Here is a 16,112-nt window from a genome sequence, read left to right as displayed (position 1 = left end):
GGGCAGTCTTGCAGACGACAAGGCTCAGGCCCGAGGGCCTGAGCGTTAAATCGTGCGGTACTTTACCGGAGAATTGAGGATTACGCGGTTTCTACCGTCGGAAAACTCTTCACCAGTTCGTCCAAAGCTTTGAGCTGGGCCAGGAATGGCTCCAGTTTGTCCAGGCGCAAGGCGCAAGGACCGTCGCACTTGGCGTTGTCCGGATCCGGGTGGGCTTCCAGGAACAGGCCGGCCAGCGACTGGCTCATACCGGCTTTTGCCAGGTCGGTGACCTGGGCGCGACGACCGCCGGCGGAATCGGAGCGACCACCAGGCATTTGCAGCGCGTGGGTCACATCGAAGAACACCGGGTATTCGAACTGCTTCATGATGCCGAAGCCGAGCATGTCGACGACGAGGTTGTTGTAGCCGAAGCTCGAACCACGCTCGCAGAGGATCAACTGATCGTTACCCGCTTCCACGCACTTGTTCAGGATGTGCTTCATTTCCTGGGGGGCGAGGAACTGGGCTTTCTTGATGTTGATCACGGCGCCCGTTTTGGCCATCGCGACCACGAGGTCGGTCTGGCGCGACAGGAATGCCGGCAACTGGATGATGTCGCAGACTTCAGCGACGACCGCGGCCTGGTCAGGCTCGTGGACGTCGGTGATGATCGGCACGCCGAAGGCTTGCTTGATGTCCTGGAAGATGCGCATGCCTTCTTCCAGGCCAGGACCACGATAGGAGGTCACAGAAGACCGGTTGGCCTTGTCGAAACTGGCCTTGAACACGTAAGGGATACCGAGCTTCTCGGTGACCTTCACATACTCTTCGCAAACCTGCATGGCCATGTCACGGCTTTCCAGCACGTTCATGCCGCCGAACAGCACCATGGGTTTGTCGTTGGCAATCTCGATGTCGCCGATGCGGATGATCTTCTGTGCCATCGGGGTTACGCCTTCTTCTGGTGTTGAGCCAACGCGGCCTTGACGAAACCGCTGAACAGCGGGTGACCGTCGCGTGGCGTCGAGGTGAACTCAGGGTGGAACTGGCAAGCGACGAACCATGGGTGATCCGGAGCTTCAACCACTTCAACCAGTGCGCCATCACCGGAACGACCGGAGATTTTCAAACCGGCTTCCATGATTTGCGGCAGCAGGTTGTTGTTCACTTCGTAGCGATGACGATGACGCTCGACAATCACGTCCTTGCCGTAGCAACCGTGGACCAGGGAACCCGGCTCCAGCAGGCAATCCTGCGCGCCCAGGCGCATGGTGCCGCCCAGGTCGGAGGTTTCGGTACGGGTTTCGACGGCGCCGGTGGCATCTTCCCACTCGGTGATCAGGCCCACGACCGGGTGACCGCTTGCACGATCGAACTCGGTGGAGTTGGCGTCTTTCCAGCCCATCACGTTACGTGCGAACTCGATAACGGCCACTTGCATGCCCAGGCAGATACCCAGGTACGGAACCTTGTTTTCGCGAGCGTATTGAACGGCAGTGATCTTGCCTTCAACGCCACGCAGACCGAAGCCGCCAGGTACCAGGATGGCATCGACGCCTTCGAGCAGCGCGGTGCCCTGGTTCTCGATGTCTTCGGAATCGATGTAGCGCAGGTTGACCTTGGTACGGTTGCTGATGCCCGCGTGACTCATCGCTTCGATCAGCGACTTGTAGGCGTCCAGCAGTTCCATGTACTTGCCGACCATGGCGATGGTGACTTCGTGCTCAGGGTTGAGCTTGGCGTCGACCACGGCTTCCCACTCGGACAGATCGGCACCGCCGCATTGCAGACCAAAACGCTCGACGACGAAATCGTCCAGGCCCTGGGAGTGCAGGATACCCGGGATCTTGTAGATGGTATCGGCGTCTTCCAGCGCGATTACCGCACGTTCTTCGACATTGGTGAACTGCGCGATCTTGCGACGCGACGACACATCGATCGGGTGGTCGGAGCGGCAGACCAGCACGTCTGGTTGCAGGCCGATGGAACGCAGTTCCTTCACCGAGTGCTGGGTAGGCTTGGTCTTGGTTTCGCCGGCAGTGGCGATGTACGGCACCAGTGTCAGGTGCATCAGCATCGCGCGCTTGGCGCCGACCTCGAAACGCAGTTGGCGGATCGCCTCGAGGAACGGTTGCGACTCGATGTCACCCACGGTGCCACCGATTTCGACCATTGCCACGTCAGCGTCACCGGCACCCTTGATGATGCGGCGCTTGATTTCGTCGGTGATGTGCGGGATCACCTGGATGGTTGCACCCAGGTAGTCACCACGGCGCTCCTTGCGCAGGACGTGTTCGTAGACACGGCCCGTGGTGAAGTTGTTGTTCTGGGTCATGGTCGTGCGGATGAACCGCTCGTAGTGACCCAGGTCCAGGTCGGTCTCGGCGCCGTCGTGAGTGACGAACACTTCACCGTGCTGGAACGGGCTCATCGTGCCCGGGTCGACGTTGATGTACGGGTCCAGCTTCAGCATGGTGACCTTAAGTCCCCGCGCCTCCAGGATGGCCGCCAATGATGCCGATGCAATGCCTTTCCCCAATGAAGAAACAACACCGCCCGTGACGAATATGTAGCGCGTCATGAAAAACCCTAGAAGTCTGCGTTAAAGCGGTCCGAGCCGCCGGGGAAAGCGAAGGAAGGCCGAAGCCCCCGATCACCTGCATTAATCACAGTGCACCTTTCGAAAAAACCGCCGCGTTGGGACAGACCGGAAAATGAAACACCGGTTCGTTGCTCGCTACACATTTTTTGGAATCGCCCAGCAAAGACTGCTTGGTAATCGGCAACTCCTGCAATTCAGGCGAATCCACAGAAGTTGTATCAAGAAGGGAGCGTAGTCTACCGGAAAGCCCCTTTCAGCTCAAACCTTGATCTTCGTTCAGTGGCTGCCAATGCAAATGCCAGTCGCCGAGTGCACCACCATCGAGCCCCTTGAGGTTCGCTACCGCCAGCAGTTGCCCGTCTTTGTAGAGCAGCGGCAATCTGCCGCGTACGAAGGACGGTACAGCACTTTCATTGAGCAAACGTTTCAGGTCCCTATGGCCGCGGCCTGGCAATGCCATGACCTCTCCCCCTTCACGATAGCGGATATGCAGCGGGCCATCGGGGATTTGCCCGGTCAGCGAAAGCACGCCGTTGCCCGGGATAACCAGCGGTGAAGCCGGATCCAGCCACACCCCGGCGCCGGGCAGAGGCCTCAGCCAGTGGCCGGACAGCCACCAGATCCGCCCGCCCGCCCGATGCAGTTCGCCATCGGCCAGCCGCCACACCGGGCAGGCATCGCCGGTGGCATCGCGCAAATCCTCCCAACCCGACCAATGGTCAGTGTCCGGCAAGCGGGTCAGCGGTTCGAGCCAATGACTCAAGGCATTGCGCTGCCGGGCATCAGACAAATGCGCAAGCGGCGCCAGCTCAAGCGACCGCAAGCCCAGCCAGGCAAACTCACTGGCAGAGCTGGCCTCACGCAAATCCATGCCCGCCAGTTCTTCGAGCAGTCCTTGCGCCTCATTCAAATGCGTCGCGCTGCGGGCCATGGTCGCCACCGCTTGCGGCCAGCGCTGGATCAGCACCGGCAAGACTTGATGCCTAAGGTAATTGCGCGAGTACTGCCGATCCTGGTTCGAGGGATCCTCGATCCAGCTCAAGTCATGCGCACTGGCATAAGCCTCCAACTCAGCCCGCGTGACATCAAGCATTGGCCGCAGCAAATGCCCCTTGCCCAAAGGGCGCTGACGCGGCATCCCGGACAATCCGCGCACGCCCGCTCCGCGCAACAAGCGAAACAGCAGCGTTTCCGCCTGATCGTCGCGGTGCTGGGCCGTCAGCAGCACTTCGTTGGCCTGAAGGGCTTCAGTGAAGGCGTGATACCGCGCATCCCGGGCTGCACGTTCAAGGCTGGCACCCGGTTGCACCTGCACGCGAACCACTTGCAGCGGCACGCCCAGCGCAGCGCACACGGCACGACAATGTTCCGGCCACGTATCGGCTACGGCTTGAAGGCCGTGATGAACATGGATGGCGTTGAGCGCCGGCAGGGATTCGGTTTTGGAGAGTGTTGCCAGAAGGTGCAGCAGGACAGTGGAGTCGAGGCCGCCGGAGAAGGCGATGCGCCAGGTCGCAGCATTGCGCCACGAGGCAAGATTCAACAAGAGTCTGGCGGGCAGATCAATATTGGACCGACTCATATCCATCACCTTGCATAAATCAAATGTGGGAGCGAGCTTGCTCGCGATAGCGGCCTGACATTCAACAGATTCGTCGACTGTCATACCCTCATCGCGAGCAAGCCCGCTCCCACATGGGCACTGCGTGTACGGCTTAGAGACCGTAGCTCATCAGTCGATCGTAGCGGCGCTTGAGCAGCGCGTCGTTATCGAACTTCTTCAGCATCGCCAGTTGCGAGCTCAGCTCGGCGCGGATCGATGCGGCTGCGGCGGCCGGGTCGCGGTGCGCGCCGCCCAGTGGCTCGCCAATCACCTTGTCCACGATGCCCAGGCCTTTGAGGCGCTCGGCGGTGATGCCCATCGCTTCTGCGGCATCCGGTGCCTTCTCGGAGGTTTTCCACAGAATCGAAGCGCAACCTTCCGGCGAAATCACCGCGTAGGTGGAGTATTGCAGCATGTTCAACTGGTCGCAGACACCGATCGCCAGTGCACCACCGGAACCACCCTCACCGATCACGGTGGCGATGATTGGGGTCTTCAGGCGGGCCATCACTCGCAGGTTCCAGGCAATCGCTTCGCTCTGGTTGCGCTCTTCAGCGTCAATGCCAGGGTAAGCGCCCGGAGTGTCGATGAAGGTCAGGATCGGCATTTTGAAACGTTCGGCCATTTCCATCAGGCGGCAAGCCTTGCGGTAGCCTTCCGGACGCGGCATGCCGAAATTGCGGCGAACTTTCTCGCGCACTTCACGGCCTTTCTGGTGACCGATGATCATCACCGGCTTGTCGTCCAGACGGGCAATACCGCCAACGATGGCAGCGTCGTCGGAGAAATGACGGTCACCATGCAGTTCGTCGAACTCAGTGAAGATGTGTTCGATGTAGTCCAGGGTATACGGACGTTTCGGGTGACGCGCCAGACGTGCGATCTGCCAGCTGGTCAGCTTGCCGAAGATGTCTTCGGTCAGCGTTTTGCTCTTGTCCTGCAGGCGGGAGATCTCATCGCCGATATTCAGCGAATTGTCATTACCGACCAAGCGCAACTCTTCGATCTTGGCTTGCAGGTCGGCGATCGGCTGTTCGAAATCTAGAAAATTCGGGTTCATAGGCGTCCGTCTTGGGTCGAGTCCCAAGGGTTCTTGGGCCGGCCGGTTGTCTATTCGCGCCCTACCTTAAGGGACAGGCGCGTTGAGGTCGAGATTAAAAATTCAGGTCAAGGTCAGGGCAATCTGATAGCACTGACCGTCAACGGTATTGGAGGAAGACGTTGTCTCGCCCGAACTGGTCACGCAGGGCTTGAATCAACGCATCCGCCGGATCGATTCGCCAGCCTTCGCCGAACTGCAACAAGGCCTTCGCATCGGGGCTGGTGTAGTCCAAGGTGATCGGGCACGCGCCGCGGTGACGCTTCAACAGTTCACCCAGCCAGCGTAGCTGATCGCCCTTGAGGTCCTTGGTATGCAACTTCAGGCGCAAGCTTTCGGCCAGATTGGTGCGCGCATCCTCCATGCTCATCACCCGCTTGACCCGCAATTTCAGGCCACCGGAGAAGTCGTCGTTGCTGACCTCGCCTTCGACCACCACCATCGCGTCGGTCTGCAACAGCGATTGCGCGGAATGGAACGCCTCGGAAAACAGCGAGGCCTCGATCCGTCCGGAGCGGTCGTCGAGGGTGATGAACCCCATCTTGTCGCCCTTTTTGTTCTTCATCACCCGCAAGGCGATGATCATCCCGGCAACGGTCTGGGTATCACGCGCCGGTTTCAGGTCGATGATGCGCTGGCGGGCGAAGCGACGGATTTCACCTTCGTATTCGTCGATCGGGTGACCGGTCAGGTACAGGCCGAGGGTATCTTTCTCCCCCTTCAGGCGCTCCTTGAGGGTCAGTTCCTTGGCCTTGCGGTGATTGGCGTAGACGTCGGCGTCTTCTTCGACAAACAGACCGCCAAACAGGTCGGAGTGACCGCTGTCCTGGGTGCGCGCGGTCTGTTCGGCCGCCTTGATCGCCTCTTCCATGGCGGTCAGCAGCACCGCGCGATTGCGGTCGATGTTGGCCTGGTAGGCTTTCTGCTCGTCGTGGAAATACGGCCCGAGGCGATCCAGGGCGCCGCTGCGGATCAAACCGTCGAGGGTGCGCTTGTTGATGCGCTTGAGGTCGACCCGTGCGCAGAAATCGAACAGATCCTTGAACGGACCGGCCAGACGCGCCTCGGTGATCGCCTCGACCGGGCCTTCACCCACGCCCTTGATGGCGCCCAGGCCGTAAATGATCCGGCCTTCGTCGTTCACCGTGAACTTGAATTCGGAGGTGTTCACGTCCGGCGCGTCGAGACGCAGCTTCATCGTCCGCACTTCTTCGATCAAGGTCACGACCTTGTCGGTGTTGTGCATATCCGCAGAGAGTACCGCGGCCATGAACGGCGCCGGGTAGTGCGCCTTCAGCCATGCGGTCTGGTACGACACCAGGCCATAGGCGGCGGAGTGGGATTTGTTGAAGCCGTAACCGGCGAATTTTTCCACCAGGTCGAAAATGTTACCGGCGAGGTCCGCGTCGATATTGTTGGTGGCGCAACCTTCAATGAAGCCACCGCGCTGCTTGGCCATTTCCTCGGGTTTTTTCTTACCCATGGCTCGACGCAGCATGTCCGCACCACCGAGGGTGTAACCGGCCATGACCTGGGCAATCTGCATCACCTGTTCCTGGTACAGGATGATGCCGTAAGTCGGTGCCAGTACCGGCTTGAGGCCTTCGTACTGGTAGTCCGAGTGCGGATACGCCAGCTCGGCGCGACCGTGCTTACGGTTGATGAAGTCGTCCACCATGCCTGATTGCAGCGGGCCCGGACGGAACAGTGCCACCAGTGCGATCAAGTCTTCCAGGCAGTCGGGCTTGAGCTTTTTGATCAGCTCCTTCATGCCCCGGGATTCAAGCTGGAACACCGCCGTGGTTTCGGCTTTTTGCAGCAAGGTGTAGGTCGGTTTGTCATCCAGCGGGATGAACGCGATATCCAGCGGCGGTTCGTTGACCTTGGCACGGTCGCGGTTGATGGTTTTCAGCGCCCAGTCGATGATCGTCAGGGTCCGCAGGCCGAGGAAGTCGAACTTCACAAGGCCGGCCGCCTCGACGTCATCCTTGTCGAACTGGGTTACCAGGCCATCACCGGCTTCGTCGCAATAGATCGGCGAGAAGTCGGTCAGCTTGGTCGGGGCGATTACCACACCACCGGCGTGCTTGCCGACGTTACGCACAACGCCTTCAAGCTTGCGGGCCATCTCCCAGATTTCCGCGGCCTCTTCATCGACCTTGATGAAATCGCGCAGGATCTCTTCCTGCTCATAGGCCTTTTCCAGGGTCATGCCGACTTCGAACGGAATCATCTTCGACAGACGATCCGCCAGGCCATAGGACTTGCCCTGCACCCGCGCCACGTCGCGGACCACGGCCTTTGCCGCCATGGAACCGAAGGTGATGATCTGGCTCACGGCGTTGCGGCCGTACTTCTCGGCTACGTAGTCGATTACCCGGTCGCGACCGTCCATGCAGAAGTCGACGTCGAAGTCGGGCATCGACACCCGTTCCGGGTTGAGGAATCGTTCGAACAGCAGGTCATATTCCAGCGGGTCGAGGTCGGTGATCTTCTGTACGTAGGCCACCAGCGACCCGGCACCCGATCCACGGCCAGGACCCACCGGTACGCCGTTGTTCTTGGCCCACTGGATAAAGTCCATCACGATCAGGAAGTAACCGGGGAACCCCATCTGGATGATGATATCCAGCTCGAAATTCAGCCGGTCGACATAGACCTGGCGCTTGGCCTCGTAGTCTTCGGTGGTGTCCTTGGGCAGCAGAACGGCAAGGCGCTCCTCCAGGCCGTCGAAGGACACCTTGCGGAAGTACTCGTCGATGGTCATGCCATCAGGGATCGGGAAGTTGGGCAGGAAGTGCGTGCCCAGCTTCACTTCAATGTTGCAGCGCTTGGCAATCTCGACGGTGTTTTCCAGCGCTTCGGGAATGTCGCTGAACAGCTCAGCCATTTCCTCGGCGCTTTTGAGATACTGCTGATCGCTGTAATTCTTCGAGCGCCGCGGATCGTCGAGGGCGCGGCCCTCACCGATGCAAACGCGGGTTTCGTGGGCAGCGAAGTCTTCCTGCTTGATGAAGCGCACGTCGTTGGTCGCCACCAGCGGCGCACCGAGCTTCTCGGCCAGGGCCACGGCACCGTGCAGTTGTTCTTCATCGTTGGGGCGGTTGGTGCGCTGGATTTCCAGATAGAAACGATCCGGAAACACGTCCATCCATTCGCGGGCCAGGGTTTCGGCCTCGGCGGGGTTGCCGCTGAGCATGGCCTGGCCGATCTCGCCTTCTTTGGCTGCCGACAGCATGATCAAGCCCGAGTTGGCTTCAGCAACCCATTCGCGCTCGATGATGATCGCGCCGTTGCGCTGACCATCGATAAAGCCGCGGGAAATCAGTTCGGTGAGGTTGCGATAGCCTTCGGCGTTCATCACCAGCAGGCTGATCCGGCTCAGGGGGTTGTCCGGATCCTTGTTCGACAGCCACAGGTCGGCGCCGCAGATCGGCTTGATCCCGGCACCCATGGCGTTTTTATAGAATTTGACCAGGGAACACATGTTGTTCTGGTCGGTGACCGCCACGGCAGGCATGTTCATGCCCACCAGGGTCTTGACCAGCGGTTTGATCCGCACCAGACCGTCGACCAGGGAGTATTCAGTGTGCAGGCGTAGGTGAACGAATGAAGCCGGCATAGTGATCCTGTCTATAAACATGAAGACAACAAGGCCCGGATTGTACCGGGCCTTGGTAAAAAAAATCAGCCTTGCGACTAACTCTCTACGGCGCTCTCTAGCGCCTCATACGCCAGCCGCACCGGGGCAAACGAACGCCGATGAATCGGGGTCGGCCCAAGCCGTGCCAGCGCTTCCAGATGAACAGGCGTCGGGTAGCCTTTGTGCCCGCCGATGCCGTAACCCGGGTAGATCAATTCGAACGCGGCCATTTCACGATCACGGCTGACCTTGGCCAGAATCGATGCGGCGGCGATGGCTGGAACCTTGCTATCGCCCTTGACCACGGCTTCGGAGCGCATCGGCAGTTTCGGGCAACGATTGCCGTCGATCATCGCCAGCTTCGGCTGAACGTGCAGCCCGGCGACCGCGCGCTGCATGGCCAACATGGTGGCGTGCAGGATATTCAGTTCGTCGATTTCTTCGACTTCGGCGCGAGCGATACACCAGCTCAGGGCTTTTTCGCAGATTTCGTCGTAGAGCTTTTCGCGACGGGCTTCGGTGAGTTTCTTCGAGTCATTCAGGCCGAGGATCGGGCGGTTCGGATCGAGGATCACCGCCGCTGTCACCACCGCACCACAGAGCGGACCGCGACCCACCTCATCGACACCGGCAACCAACTCTTCGATTTCAGCGACCAAGGTGAAATCCAGCCCCATCTGCATATTCGTTTTACTCATTTTACTTGGCCGATCAGGTTCAGCACTGCGTCCGCAGCCTGGTTGGAGGCATCCAGACGCAGGGTCCGGTGAATCTCGTCAAAACCGCGGGTCTGCTCTTCCCCATCCTCGATCAGTGGCGACAAGGTCTGGGCCAGCGCTTCGACCGTGGCATCGTCCTGCAACAACTCGGGCACCAACAGACGTTGGGCCAACAGGTTCGGCAACGAAATGTAGGGGCTTTTCACCATGCGTTTGAGAATCCAGAACGTCAGTGGCGCCAGGCGATAGGCGACCACCATCGGTCGCTTGTACAGCAGCGCTTCAAGCGTCGCGGTACCGGAGGCGATCAACACCGCATCGCACGCTGCCAGGGCCAGATGAGACTGCCCGTCGAGCAGGGTCAGCGGCAGATCGCGACCGGCCAACAGTTCTTCGAGCTGTGCGCGACGTTGCGCACTGGCGCACGGCATGACAAACCGCACCCCCGGGCGCAACGCCCGCAGGCGTTGCGCCGTATCGAGAAACAATGAACCGAGCCGGCCAACTTCACCGCCACGGCTGCCTGGCATCAACGCCACCAGCGGCCCGTCAGGCAAACCGAGTTCGGCCCGCGCAGCAGCGCGATCGGCTTGCAGTGGAATGGCATCGGCCAGGGTATGGCCGACGAAACGCACCGGCACGCCTTTCTCTTCGTAGAATCTGGCTTCGAACGGGAACAGCGTGAGCATCAGGTCGCAGCCTTCGCGAATCTTCAGCACGCGTTTCTGACGCCAGGCCCAAACCGACGGGCTGACGTAATGCACCGTCTTGATTCCGGCCTGGCGCAGCTTGAGTTCGATATTGAGGTTGAAGTCCGGCGCGTCGATACCGATGAATACATCGGGTTTCGCGTCGATCAGGTCGGCGACCAGCTTCTTGCGCCGAGCCAGCAACTCGCGCAATCGGCCCAGCACTTCCACCAGGCCCATGACGGACAGACGCTCCATCGGGAAATACGAGGTCAGGCCTTCAGCCTGCATCAACGGACCACCGACACCGATGAACTCGACCGCCGGGTGGCGAGTCTTGAGCGCGCGCATGAGACCCGCACCCAGAATGTCACCGGAAGCCTCACCCGCTACCAGCGCAATACGCAGATTGGCCATGGTTAGCGGGTGATGCCGCGGGTCGAAGACTGGATGGAGTCACGGAACACCGCTACTTCCGGGAACTGCGCAGATGGCTCCGCCAGTTCGGCGAGCGCCTGCTCCACGGTCAGGCCCTGGCGGTACACCACCTTGTAGGCACGACGCAGCGCGTGGATCGCATCTTCGCTGAAGCCTCGACGGCGCATGCCCTCGAAGTTCATGCTCCGGGCTTCGGCTGGGTTGCCGAACACCGTGACATACGCAGGAACATCCTTGCCGATCGCTGTACCCATACCTGAAAAGCTGTGGGCGCCAATGTGGCAATACTGGTGAACCAGGGTAAAGCCGGAAAGGATCGCCCAGTCTTCCACATGCACATGGCCCGCCAGTGCGGTGTTGTTCACCAGGATGCAATGGTTGCCGATAACGCTGTCGTGGCCTATGTGGGCATAGGCCATGATCAGATTGTGGTCGCCCAGGGTCGTTTCCGAGCGGTCCTGGATGGTGCCACGGTGAATCGTCACGCCTTCACGGATAACGTTGTGATCACCGATCACCAGGCGGGTTTCCTCGCCCTTGTACTTCAGGTCGGGTGTGTCTTCGCCCACCGAGGAAAACTGGTAGATGCGATTGTGCTTACCGATTCGGGTCGGGCCCTTGAGAATCACGTGCGGCCCGATGACTGTCCCCTCGCCGATTTCCACACCTGCGCCGACGATCGACCACGGGCCGACCTCGACGCCGTCAGCCAGAACGGCTGTCGGATCGATGATTGCACGAGGGTCAATCAAACTCATAGCTTGCGTTCCGCACAGATGATTTCAGCCGAGCAGACAGGCTTGCCATCGACCGAAGCCTGGCACTCGAACTTCCAGATCTGACGCTTGCAGCTGATGAACTTGGCCTCAAGGATCAGCTGATCGCCCGGCAAAACCGGCTGGCGGAAGCGCAGCTTGTCGGACCCGACGAAGTAATAGAGCGTGCCGTCAGCCGGTTTCACGTCAAGCATTTTGAAACCAAGGATCCCGGCAGCCTGAGCCATTGCCTCGATGATCAATACGCCCGGCATGATTGGATGCGCAGGGAAGTGACCATTGAAGAACGGTTCGTTGATGCTGACATTCTTGTAGGCGCGAATGCGCTTGCCTTCAACATCCAGCTCCACTACCCGGTCCACCAGCAGGAACGGGTAACGGTGAGGCAGGTATTCGCGAATCTCGTTGATGTCCATCATTTCGGGGGGAAGCCTATGTAAAGATTGGGAGCGCGCGACTGACACACGCCCCTCTAGCAAATCAAGCAGGCCGTCTAACGGCTGTGCACACTTGATATGGAAATGGTATCAGCCATCTGATGAAGCATTACCGTCAGGGGTCACTTCCCCTACACGCTTTTCCAGCTGTCGCAGGCGCCGCGCGATGTCATCGAGCTGACGGATGCGAGCCGCGCTTTTGCGCCATTCGGCTGCTGGCTGCATTGCCGTACCGGAAGAATAGGAACCCTTTTCGGTAATCGAGTGGGTCACCATGGTCATCCCGGTGATGAAAACGTTGTCGCAAATTTCGATATGCCCCACCAGCCCTACACCGCCAGCGAGCATGCAATGCTTGCCGATTTTGGTGCTGCCGGAGATCCCGACGCAGGCGGCCATGGCGGTGTGATCACCGACCTGAACGTTGTGGGCGATCTGGATCTGGTTGTCGAGCTTCACACCATTACCGAGAACGGTATCGGCCAATGCGCCGCGGTCGATAGCGGTATTCACGCCAATCTCCACATCGTCACCGACCAACACACCACCGATCTGGGCAATTTTCTGCCAGACACCTTTCTCATTGGCAAAACCGAAACCTTCGCCGCCGAGCACGGCACCTGACTGAATGACCACACGCTTGCCGATACGCACGTCGTGGTACAGCGTGACCCGCGGGGCCAGCCAGCCGCCTTCGCCAATTTCGCAACGGGCACCGATGAAGCAATGCGCACCGATGGTCACACCCGCAGCAATACGTGCCGCGCTTTCGATCACTGCAAAGGCACCAATACTCGCAGCCGGGTCAACCACCGCGTCCTCGGCCACAACGGCTGTCGGGTGAATGCCGGCAGCCGCTTTCGGCTTTGGATCGAACAGGTGGGAAACGCGCGCGTAGGCCAGATACGGATCAGGCACCATCAGCGCATTACCGGCAAAACCTTCAGCATCAGCAGCCTTCAGTAACAGAGCTGCGGCCTGACTATCTGCCAGGTACTTACGGTATTGAGGGTTTGCGAGAAAGCTCAACTGAGCTGGGCCAGCCTCTTGCAAAGTGGCTAGCCCAGTAATTTCTTTCTCCGGGTCGCCACGTAGCGTGGCGCCGAGGAACTCGGCCAATTGGCCGAGCTTTATAGTCGCTGTCATAGTTACTTCAGCTGATTCATGCGCTCGATAACCTGGCGAGTGATGTCGTACTGAGGCTTGACATCAATCACTGCGCCACGCTCGAAGACCAGGTCAAAAGCACCTTTCTTGATGACTTCTTCCACAGCGCTGTCCAGTTTCGGCTTGAGCTGCTTCAGCATTTCACGGTCGGCAACGGCTTTGGCTTCGTTCAGTTCCTTGGACTGGAACTGGAAGTCACGGGCCTTTTGCTTGAATTCAAGCTCCAGACGCTCGCGCTCGCCCTGCTGCATTTTGTCGCCACCGGCCATCAGGCGGTCCTGAATGCCCTTGGCGCTGCTTTCCAGCGTCTTGAGCTTGGTCAGCTGAGGACCGAACTTCTTCTCGGCATCCACGGCGTACTTCTTGGCCGCATCGGACTCCAGCAGAGCCATCTGATAGTTCAGAACAGCAATTTTCATGTCGGCGAACGCCGGACCAGCGACCAGTACGCTGGCCAGGAGAACCAATTGAGTCAACTTACGCACGATGCACCCCTACAAAATTCATTGTCGTTATCTTGGGTCAGACGCTTAGAACGTCTGGCCGAGAGAGAATTGGAACACTTGAGTTTCAGCGTCATCCGGTTTCTTGACTGGCATGGCCAAGGCGAAACTCAGAGGACCCAGTGCGGTGACCCAGGTCACACCCACACCGACGGAACTGGCCATGTTGCTCAGACTGATATCGTTGCACTTGGTGTTGGACTTCGAGCCATCCGCGTTTGTGGTATCCGAGCAAGATGAATCGAACACGTTACCCACATCCCAGAATACCGAGGTCCGCAGGGAGCGTTGATCCTTGATGAACGGCAGCGGGAACAGAACCTCCACACCACCCTGGATCAGGACGTTACCACCGAACGGCAGCGGATCCTGGTCCGGGTCGACCGCTGTACCAGGGTTCTTGCCGGTACTTGGTGTACTGCGAGGCCCCAGGGTGCTGTCCTTGAAGCCACGAACCGAGTTGAAACCACCAGCATAGTAGTTTTCATAGAATGGCAAGCCATCCGTCGACCCGTAGCCATCGCCATAACCCAGCTCGGTGTGCAGGCGCATGGTGTAGTTCTCGCTCAATGGCTGGAACAACTGGCCACGGTAGTCGAGCTTGAAGAACGACAGGTCGCTGCCTGGAATCGTGGATTCCAGCACCAGGCTCTGGGAATGACCACGGGTAGCGAGCACACCCTTGTTCAGGGTGGACTCGGACCAACCGGCCGAAGCCTTGAAGTTCAGGTACTTGTCGCCTTCCTTGTTAACGAAGTCGAAGATCTCGTCAACGGTGTACACACCTGTCTTGATCTCGTCCTGCTGAGCCGTCAGGCCAAAGGTCAGACGCGAAGTCTCGCTGATCGGGTAGCCAACGCTCACGCCTGCACCCAGGCTGTCTACGGCGTAGCTGGCGATGTCAGTATCGAGCTCGTCATAGTCAGTCGTGCGGTAGAACGCGTTGTAACCCAGGCTCACGCCGTCGGCGGTCCAGTAGGGGTCGACAAAGCCGAAGTTATAGCGGGTCTGGTATTCGCTTTTGGTCAAGCCGACGCTGACCTTGTTACCGGTACCCAGGAAGTTGTTCTGGGTGATCGAACCACCGAGGATCAGACCGGCGCTCTGGGCGAAACCGACGCTGGCGGTAATCGAACCGGAGGCTTGTTCTTCAACGCTGTAGTTGACGTCCACCTGGTCATCGACACCCGGCACGGCCGGAGTCTCAACGTTGACTTCCTTGAAGAAGCCCAGACGTTCAAGACGGGTCTTGGATTGGTCGATCAGGTAAGTGGAAGCCCAGCCGCCTTCCATCTGACGCATTTCACGACGCAGCACTTCGTCTTCGGACTTGGTGTTGCCACGGAAGTTGATGCGGTTCACGTAGGCACGCTTGCCCGGATCGACCGCGAAGAGGATGTCTACGGTGTGATCTTCGTCGTGCGGTTGAGGCACACCGTTGACGTTGGCGAAGGTGTAACCCTCGTTACCCAGGCGACGGGTGATCAGTTCGGAGGTGGTGGTCATCAGCTTGCGCGAGAACACCTGGCCTTTTTGCACCAGCAACAGGGACTTGATCTGGTCTTCAGGGACTTTCAGGTCACCGCTGAGCTTGACGTCACGAACGGTGTACTTCTCGCCTTCGTTGACGTTGACGGTGATGTAGACGTGCTTCTTGTCTGGCGTAATGGAGACCTGAGTCGAAGCGATATCCATGTTGATGTAGCCACGGTCCAGATAGTAGGAACGCAGGCGTTCCAGGTCACCGGACAGCTTTTCACGGGCGTACTTGTCGTCGTTCTTGAAGAACGACAACCAGTTGGTGGTCTTGAGTTCGAACAGGTCGATCAGGTCTTCGTCAGGGAAGACCGTGTTGCCGACCACGTTGATGTGCTGGATAGCCGCAACGGTGCCTTCGTTGATGTTGACCTTCAGGCCGACGCGGTTACGCGGCTGCGGCACCACTTCGGTGTCGACGGTAGCCGAGTAGCGACCCTGGGCGACGTACTGACGCTGCAGCTCGTTACGCACACCTTCGAGGGTGGCACGCTGGAAGATCTCGCCTTCGGCCAGACCGGATTGCTTGAGGCCTTTCATCAGGTCTTCGGTAGAGATCGCCTTGTTGCCTTCGATCTCGATACTGGCGACCGACGGGCGCTCGACTACCGTGATGACCAGGACGTTGCCATCGCGGCCCAGCTGGATATCTTGAAAGAAACCGGTTTTGAACAACGCACGAGTGGATTCCACCAGGCGACGATCATCCGCCTGTTCACCGACGTTCAACGGCAAAGCACCAAAGACGCTACCCGCGGAGACCCGCTGGAGGCCATTGACGCGAATATCAGAGATAGTGAAGGACTCGGCGTGAACTTCGGCGATCATCAATACGGTGAGAACCGCAGTTAGCAGCAGACGTTTCATGAAGTCCTTTCTTATTCCAACTGGCAATAAACAAACTGCCGCAAAATGCGG

12 protein-coding genes are annotated in these 16,112 nt (G+C 59.1%); all 12 read right to left on the bottom strand.

From position 1 onward, the window contains the following. Nucleotides 1-80 precede the first annotated feature (80 nt). Nucleotides 81-926 (bottom strand): 3-deoxy-8-phosphooctulonate synthase, encoded by an 846-nt coding sequence (gene kdsA / locus AC1RP7_RS15015; protein WP_493182183.1) that lies wholly within the window; start codon nt 924-926, stop codon nt 81-83. 5 nt (nt 927-931) lie between these two features. Next, on the bottom strand, nt 932-2,563 hold the full coding sequence (pyrG, locus tag AC1RP7_RS15010) for a CTP synthase (protein WP_057716161.1): 1,632 nt from the start codon (nt 2,561-2,563) through the stop codon (nt 932-934). A gap of 274 nt (nt 2,564-2,837) precedes the next feature. Next, nucleotides 2,838-4,166, bottom strand: coding sequence for a tRNA lysidine(34) synthetase TilS (gene tilS / locus AC1RP7_RS15005; protein WP_493182181.1), 1,329 nt, complete (start codon nt 4,164-4,166; stop codon nt 2,838-2,840). 133 nt (nt 4,167-4,299) lie between these two features. Continuing rightward, nucleotides 4,300-5,247, bottom strand: coding sequence for an acetyl-CoA carboxylase carboxyltransferase subunit alpha (locus AC1RP7_RS15000; RefSeq protein ID WP_057716163.1), 948 nt, complete (start codon nt 5,245-5,247; stop codon nt 4,300-4,302). A gap of 139 nt (nt 5,248-5,386) precedes the next feature. Continuing rightward, complete coding sequence (gene dnaE / locus AC1RP7_RS14995) at nt 5,387-8,908, bottom strand: DNA polymerase III subunit alpha (protein WP_057716164.1); 3,522 nt, start codon at nt 8,906-8,908, stop codon at nt 5,387-5,389. Nucleotides 8,909-8,985: 77 nt separating this feature from the next. Next, complete coding sequence (gene rnhB / locus AC1RP7_RS14990) at nt 8,986-9,612, bottom strand: ribonuclease HII (RefSeq protein WP_150812975.1); 627 nt, start codon at nt 9,610-9,612, stop codon at nt 8,986-8,988. A gap of 11 nt (nt 9,613-9,623) precedes the next feature. Continuing rightward, a complete protein-coding gene (lpxB, locus tag AC1RP7_RS14985) occupies nt 9,624-10,754 on the bottom strand; it encodes a lipid-A-disaccharide synthase (RefSeq protein ID WP_150812909.1) in 1,131 nt (376 codons plus the stop codon). A 2-nt stretch (nt 10,755-10,756) separates the two neighbouring features. Further along, a complete protein-coding gene (lpxA, locus tag AC1RP7_RS14980) occupies nt 10,757-11,533 on the bottom strand; it encodes an acyl-ACP--UDP-N-acetylglucosamine O-acyltransferase (RefSeq protein WP_057716167.1) in 777 nt (258 codons plus the stop codon). Then, entirely contained in the window at nt 11,530-11,970 is a 441-nt protein-coding gene (gene fabZ, locus AC1RP7_RS14975; protein WP_007978374.1) for a 3-hydroxyacyl-ACP dehydratase FabZ, read from the bottom strand. Before fabZ ends, lpxA begins: the two co-directional genes overlap by 4 nt. A gap of 108 nt (nt 11,971-12,078) precedes the next feature. Beyond that, nucleotides 12,079-13,134 (bottom strand): UDP-3-O-(3-hydroxymyristoyl)glucosamine N-acyltransferase, encoded by a 1,056-nt coding sequence (gene lpxD, locus AC1RP7_RS14970; protein ID WP_090453388.1) that lies wholly within the window; start codon nt 13,132-13,134, stop codon nt 12,079-12,081. A 2-nt stretch (nt 13,135-13,136) separates the two neighbouring features. Continuing rightward, nucleotides 13,137-13,640: an OmpH/Skp family outer membrane protein gene (locus AC1RP7_RS14965; protein WP_007990260.1), complete on the bottom strand. Its 504-nt coding sequence runs from the start codon at nt 13,638-13,640 to the stop codon at nt 13,137-13,139. Nucleotides 13,641-13,685: 45 nt separating this feature from the next. Further along, nucleotides 13,686-16,061 carry an outer membrane protein assembly factor BamA gene (gene bamA / locus AC1RP7_RS14960; protein WP_057716169.1) on the bottom strand — a complete coding sequence of 792 codons (2,376 nt, stop codon included), beginning with the start codon at nt 16,059-16,061 and terminating at the stop codon, nt 13,686-13,688. Nucleotides 16,062-16,112: the final 51 nt, after the last annotated feature.

Source organism: Pseudomonas sp. GW822-FHT01E03, assembly GCF_058802985.1.
The sequence above is the reverse complement of the archived record's forward strand: the minus strand, read 5'-3'. Positions and strand labels throughout refer to the sequence as shown.

Coding starts and splice junctions, on each gene's coding strand:
- rnhB (WP_150812975.1), bottom strand. CDS start 9,612: ATGCAGATGGGGCTGGATTTCACCTTGGTCGCTGAAATCGAAGAGTTG.
- lpxB (WP_150812909.1), bottom strand. CDS start 10,754: ATGGCCAATCTGCGTATTGCGCTGGTAGCGGGTGAGGCTTCCGGTGAC.
- pyrG (WP_057716161.1), bottom strand. CDS start 2,563: ATGACGCGCTACATATTCGTCACGGGCGGTGTTGTTTCTTCATTGGGG.
- lpxA (WP_057716167.1), bottom strand. CDS start 11,533: ATGAGTTTGATTGACCCTCGTGCAATCATCGATCCGACAGCCGTTCTG.
- kdsA (WP_493182183.1), bottom strand. CDS start 926: ATGGCACAGAAGATCATCCGCATCGGCGACATCGAGATTGCCAACGAC.
- AC1RP7_RS15000 (WP_057716163.1), bottom strand. CDS start 5,247: ATGAACCCGAATTTTCTAGATTTCGAACAGCCGATCGCCGACCTGCAA.
- bamA (WP_057716169.1), bottom strand. CDS start 16,061: ATGAAACGTCTGCTGCTAACTGCGGTTCTCACCGTATTGATGATCGCC.
- tilS (WP_493182181.1), bottom strand. CDS start 4,166: ATGAGTCGGTCCAATATTGATCTGCCCGCCAGACTCTTGTTGAATCTT.
- dnaE (WP_057716164.1), bottom strand. CDS start 8,908: ATGCCGGCTTCATTCGTTCACCTACGCCTGCACACTGAATACTCCCTG.
- lpxD (WP_090453388.1), bottom strand. CDS start 13,134: ATGACAGCGACTATAAAGCTCGGCCAATTGGCCGAGTTCCTCGGCGCC.
- fabZ (WP_007978374.1), bottom strand. CDS start 11,970: ATGATGGACATCAACGAGATTCGCGAATACCTGCCTCACCGTTACCCG.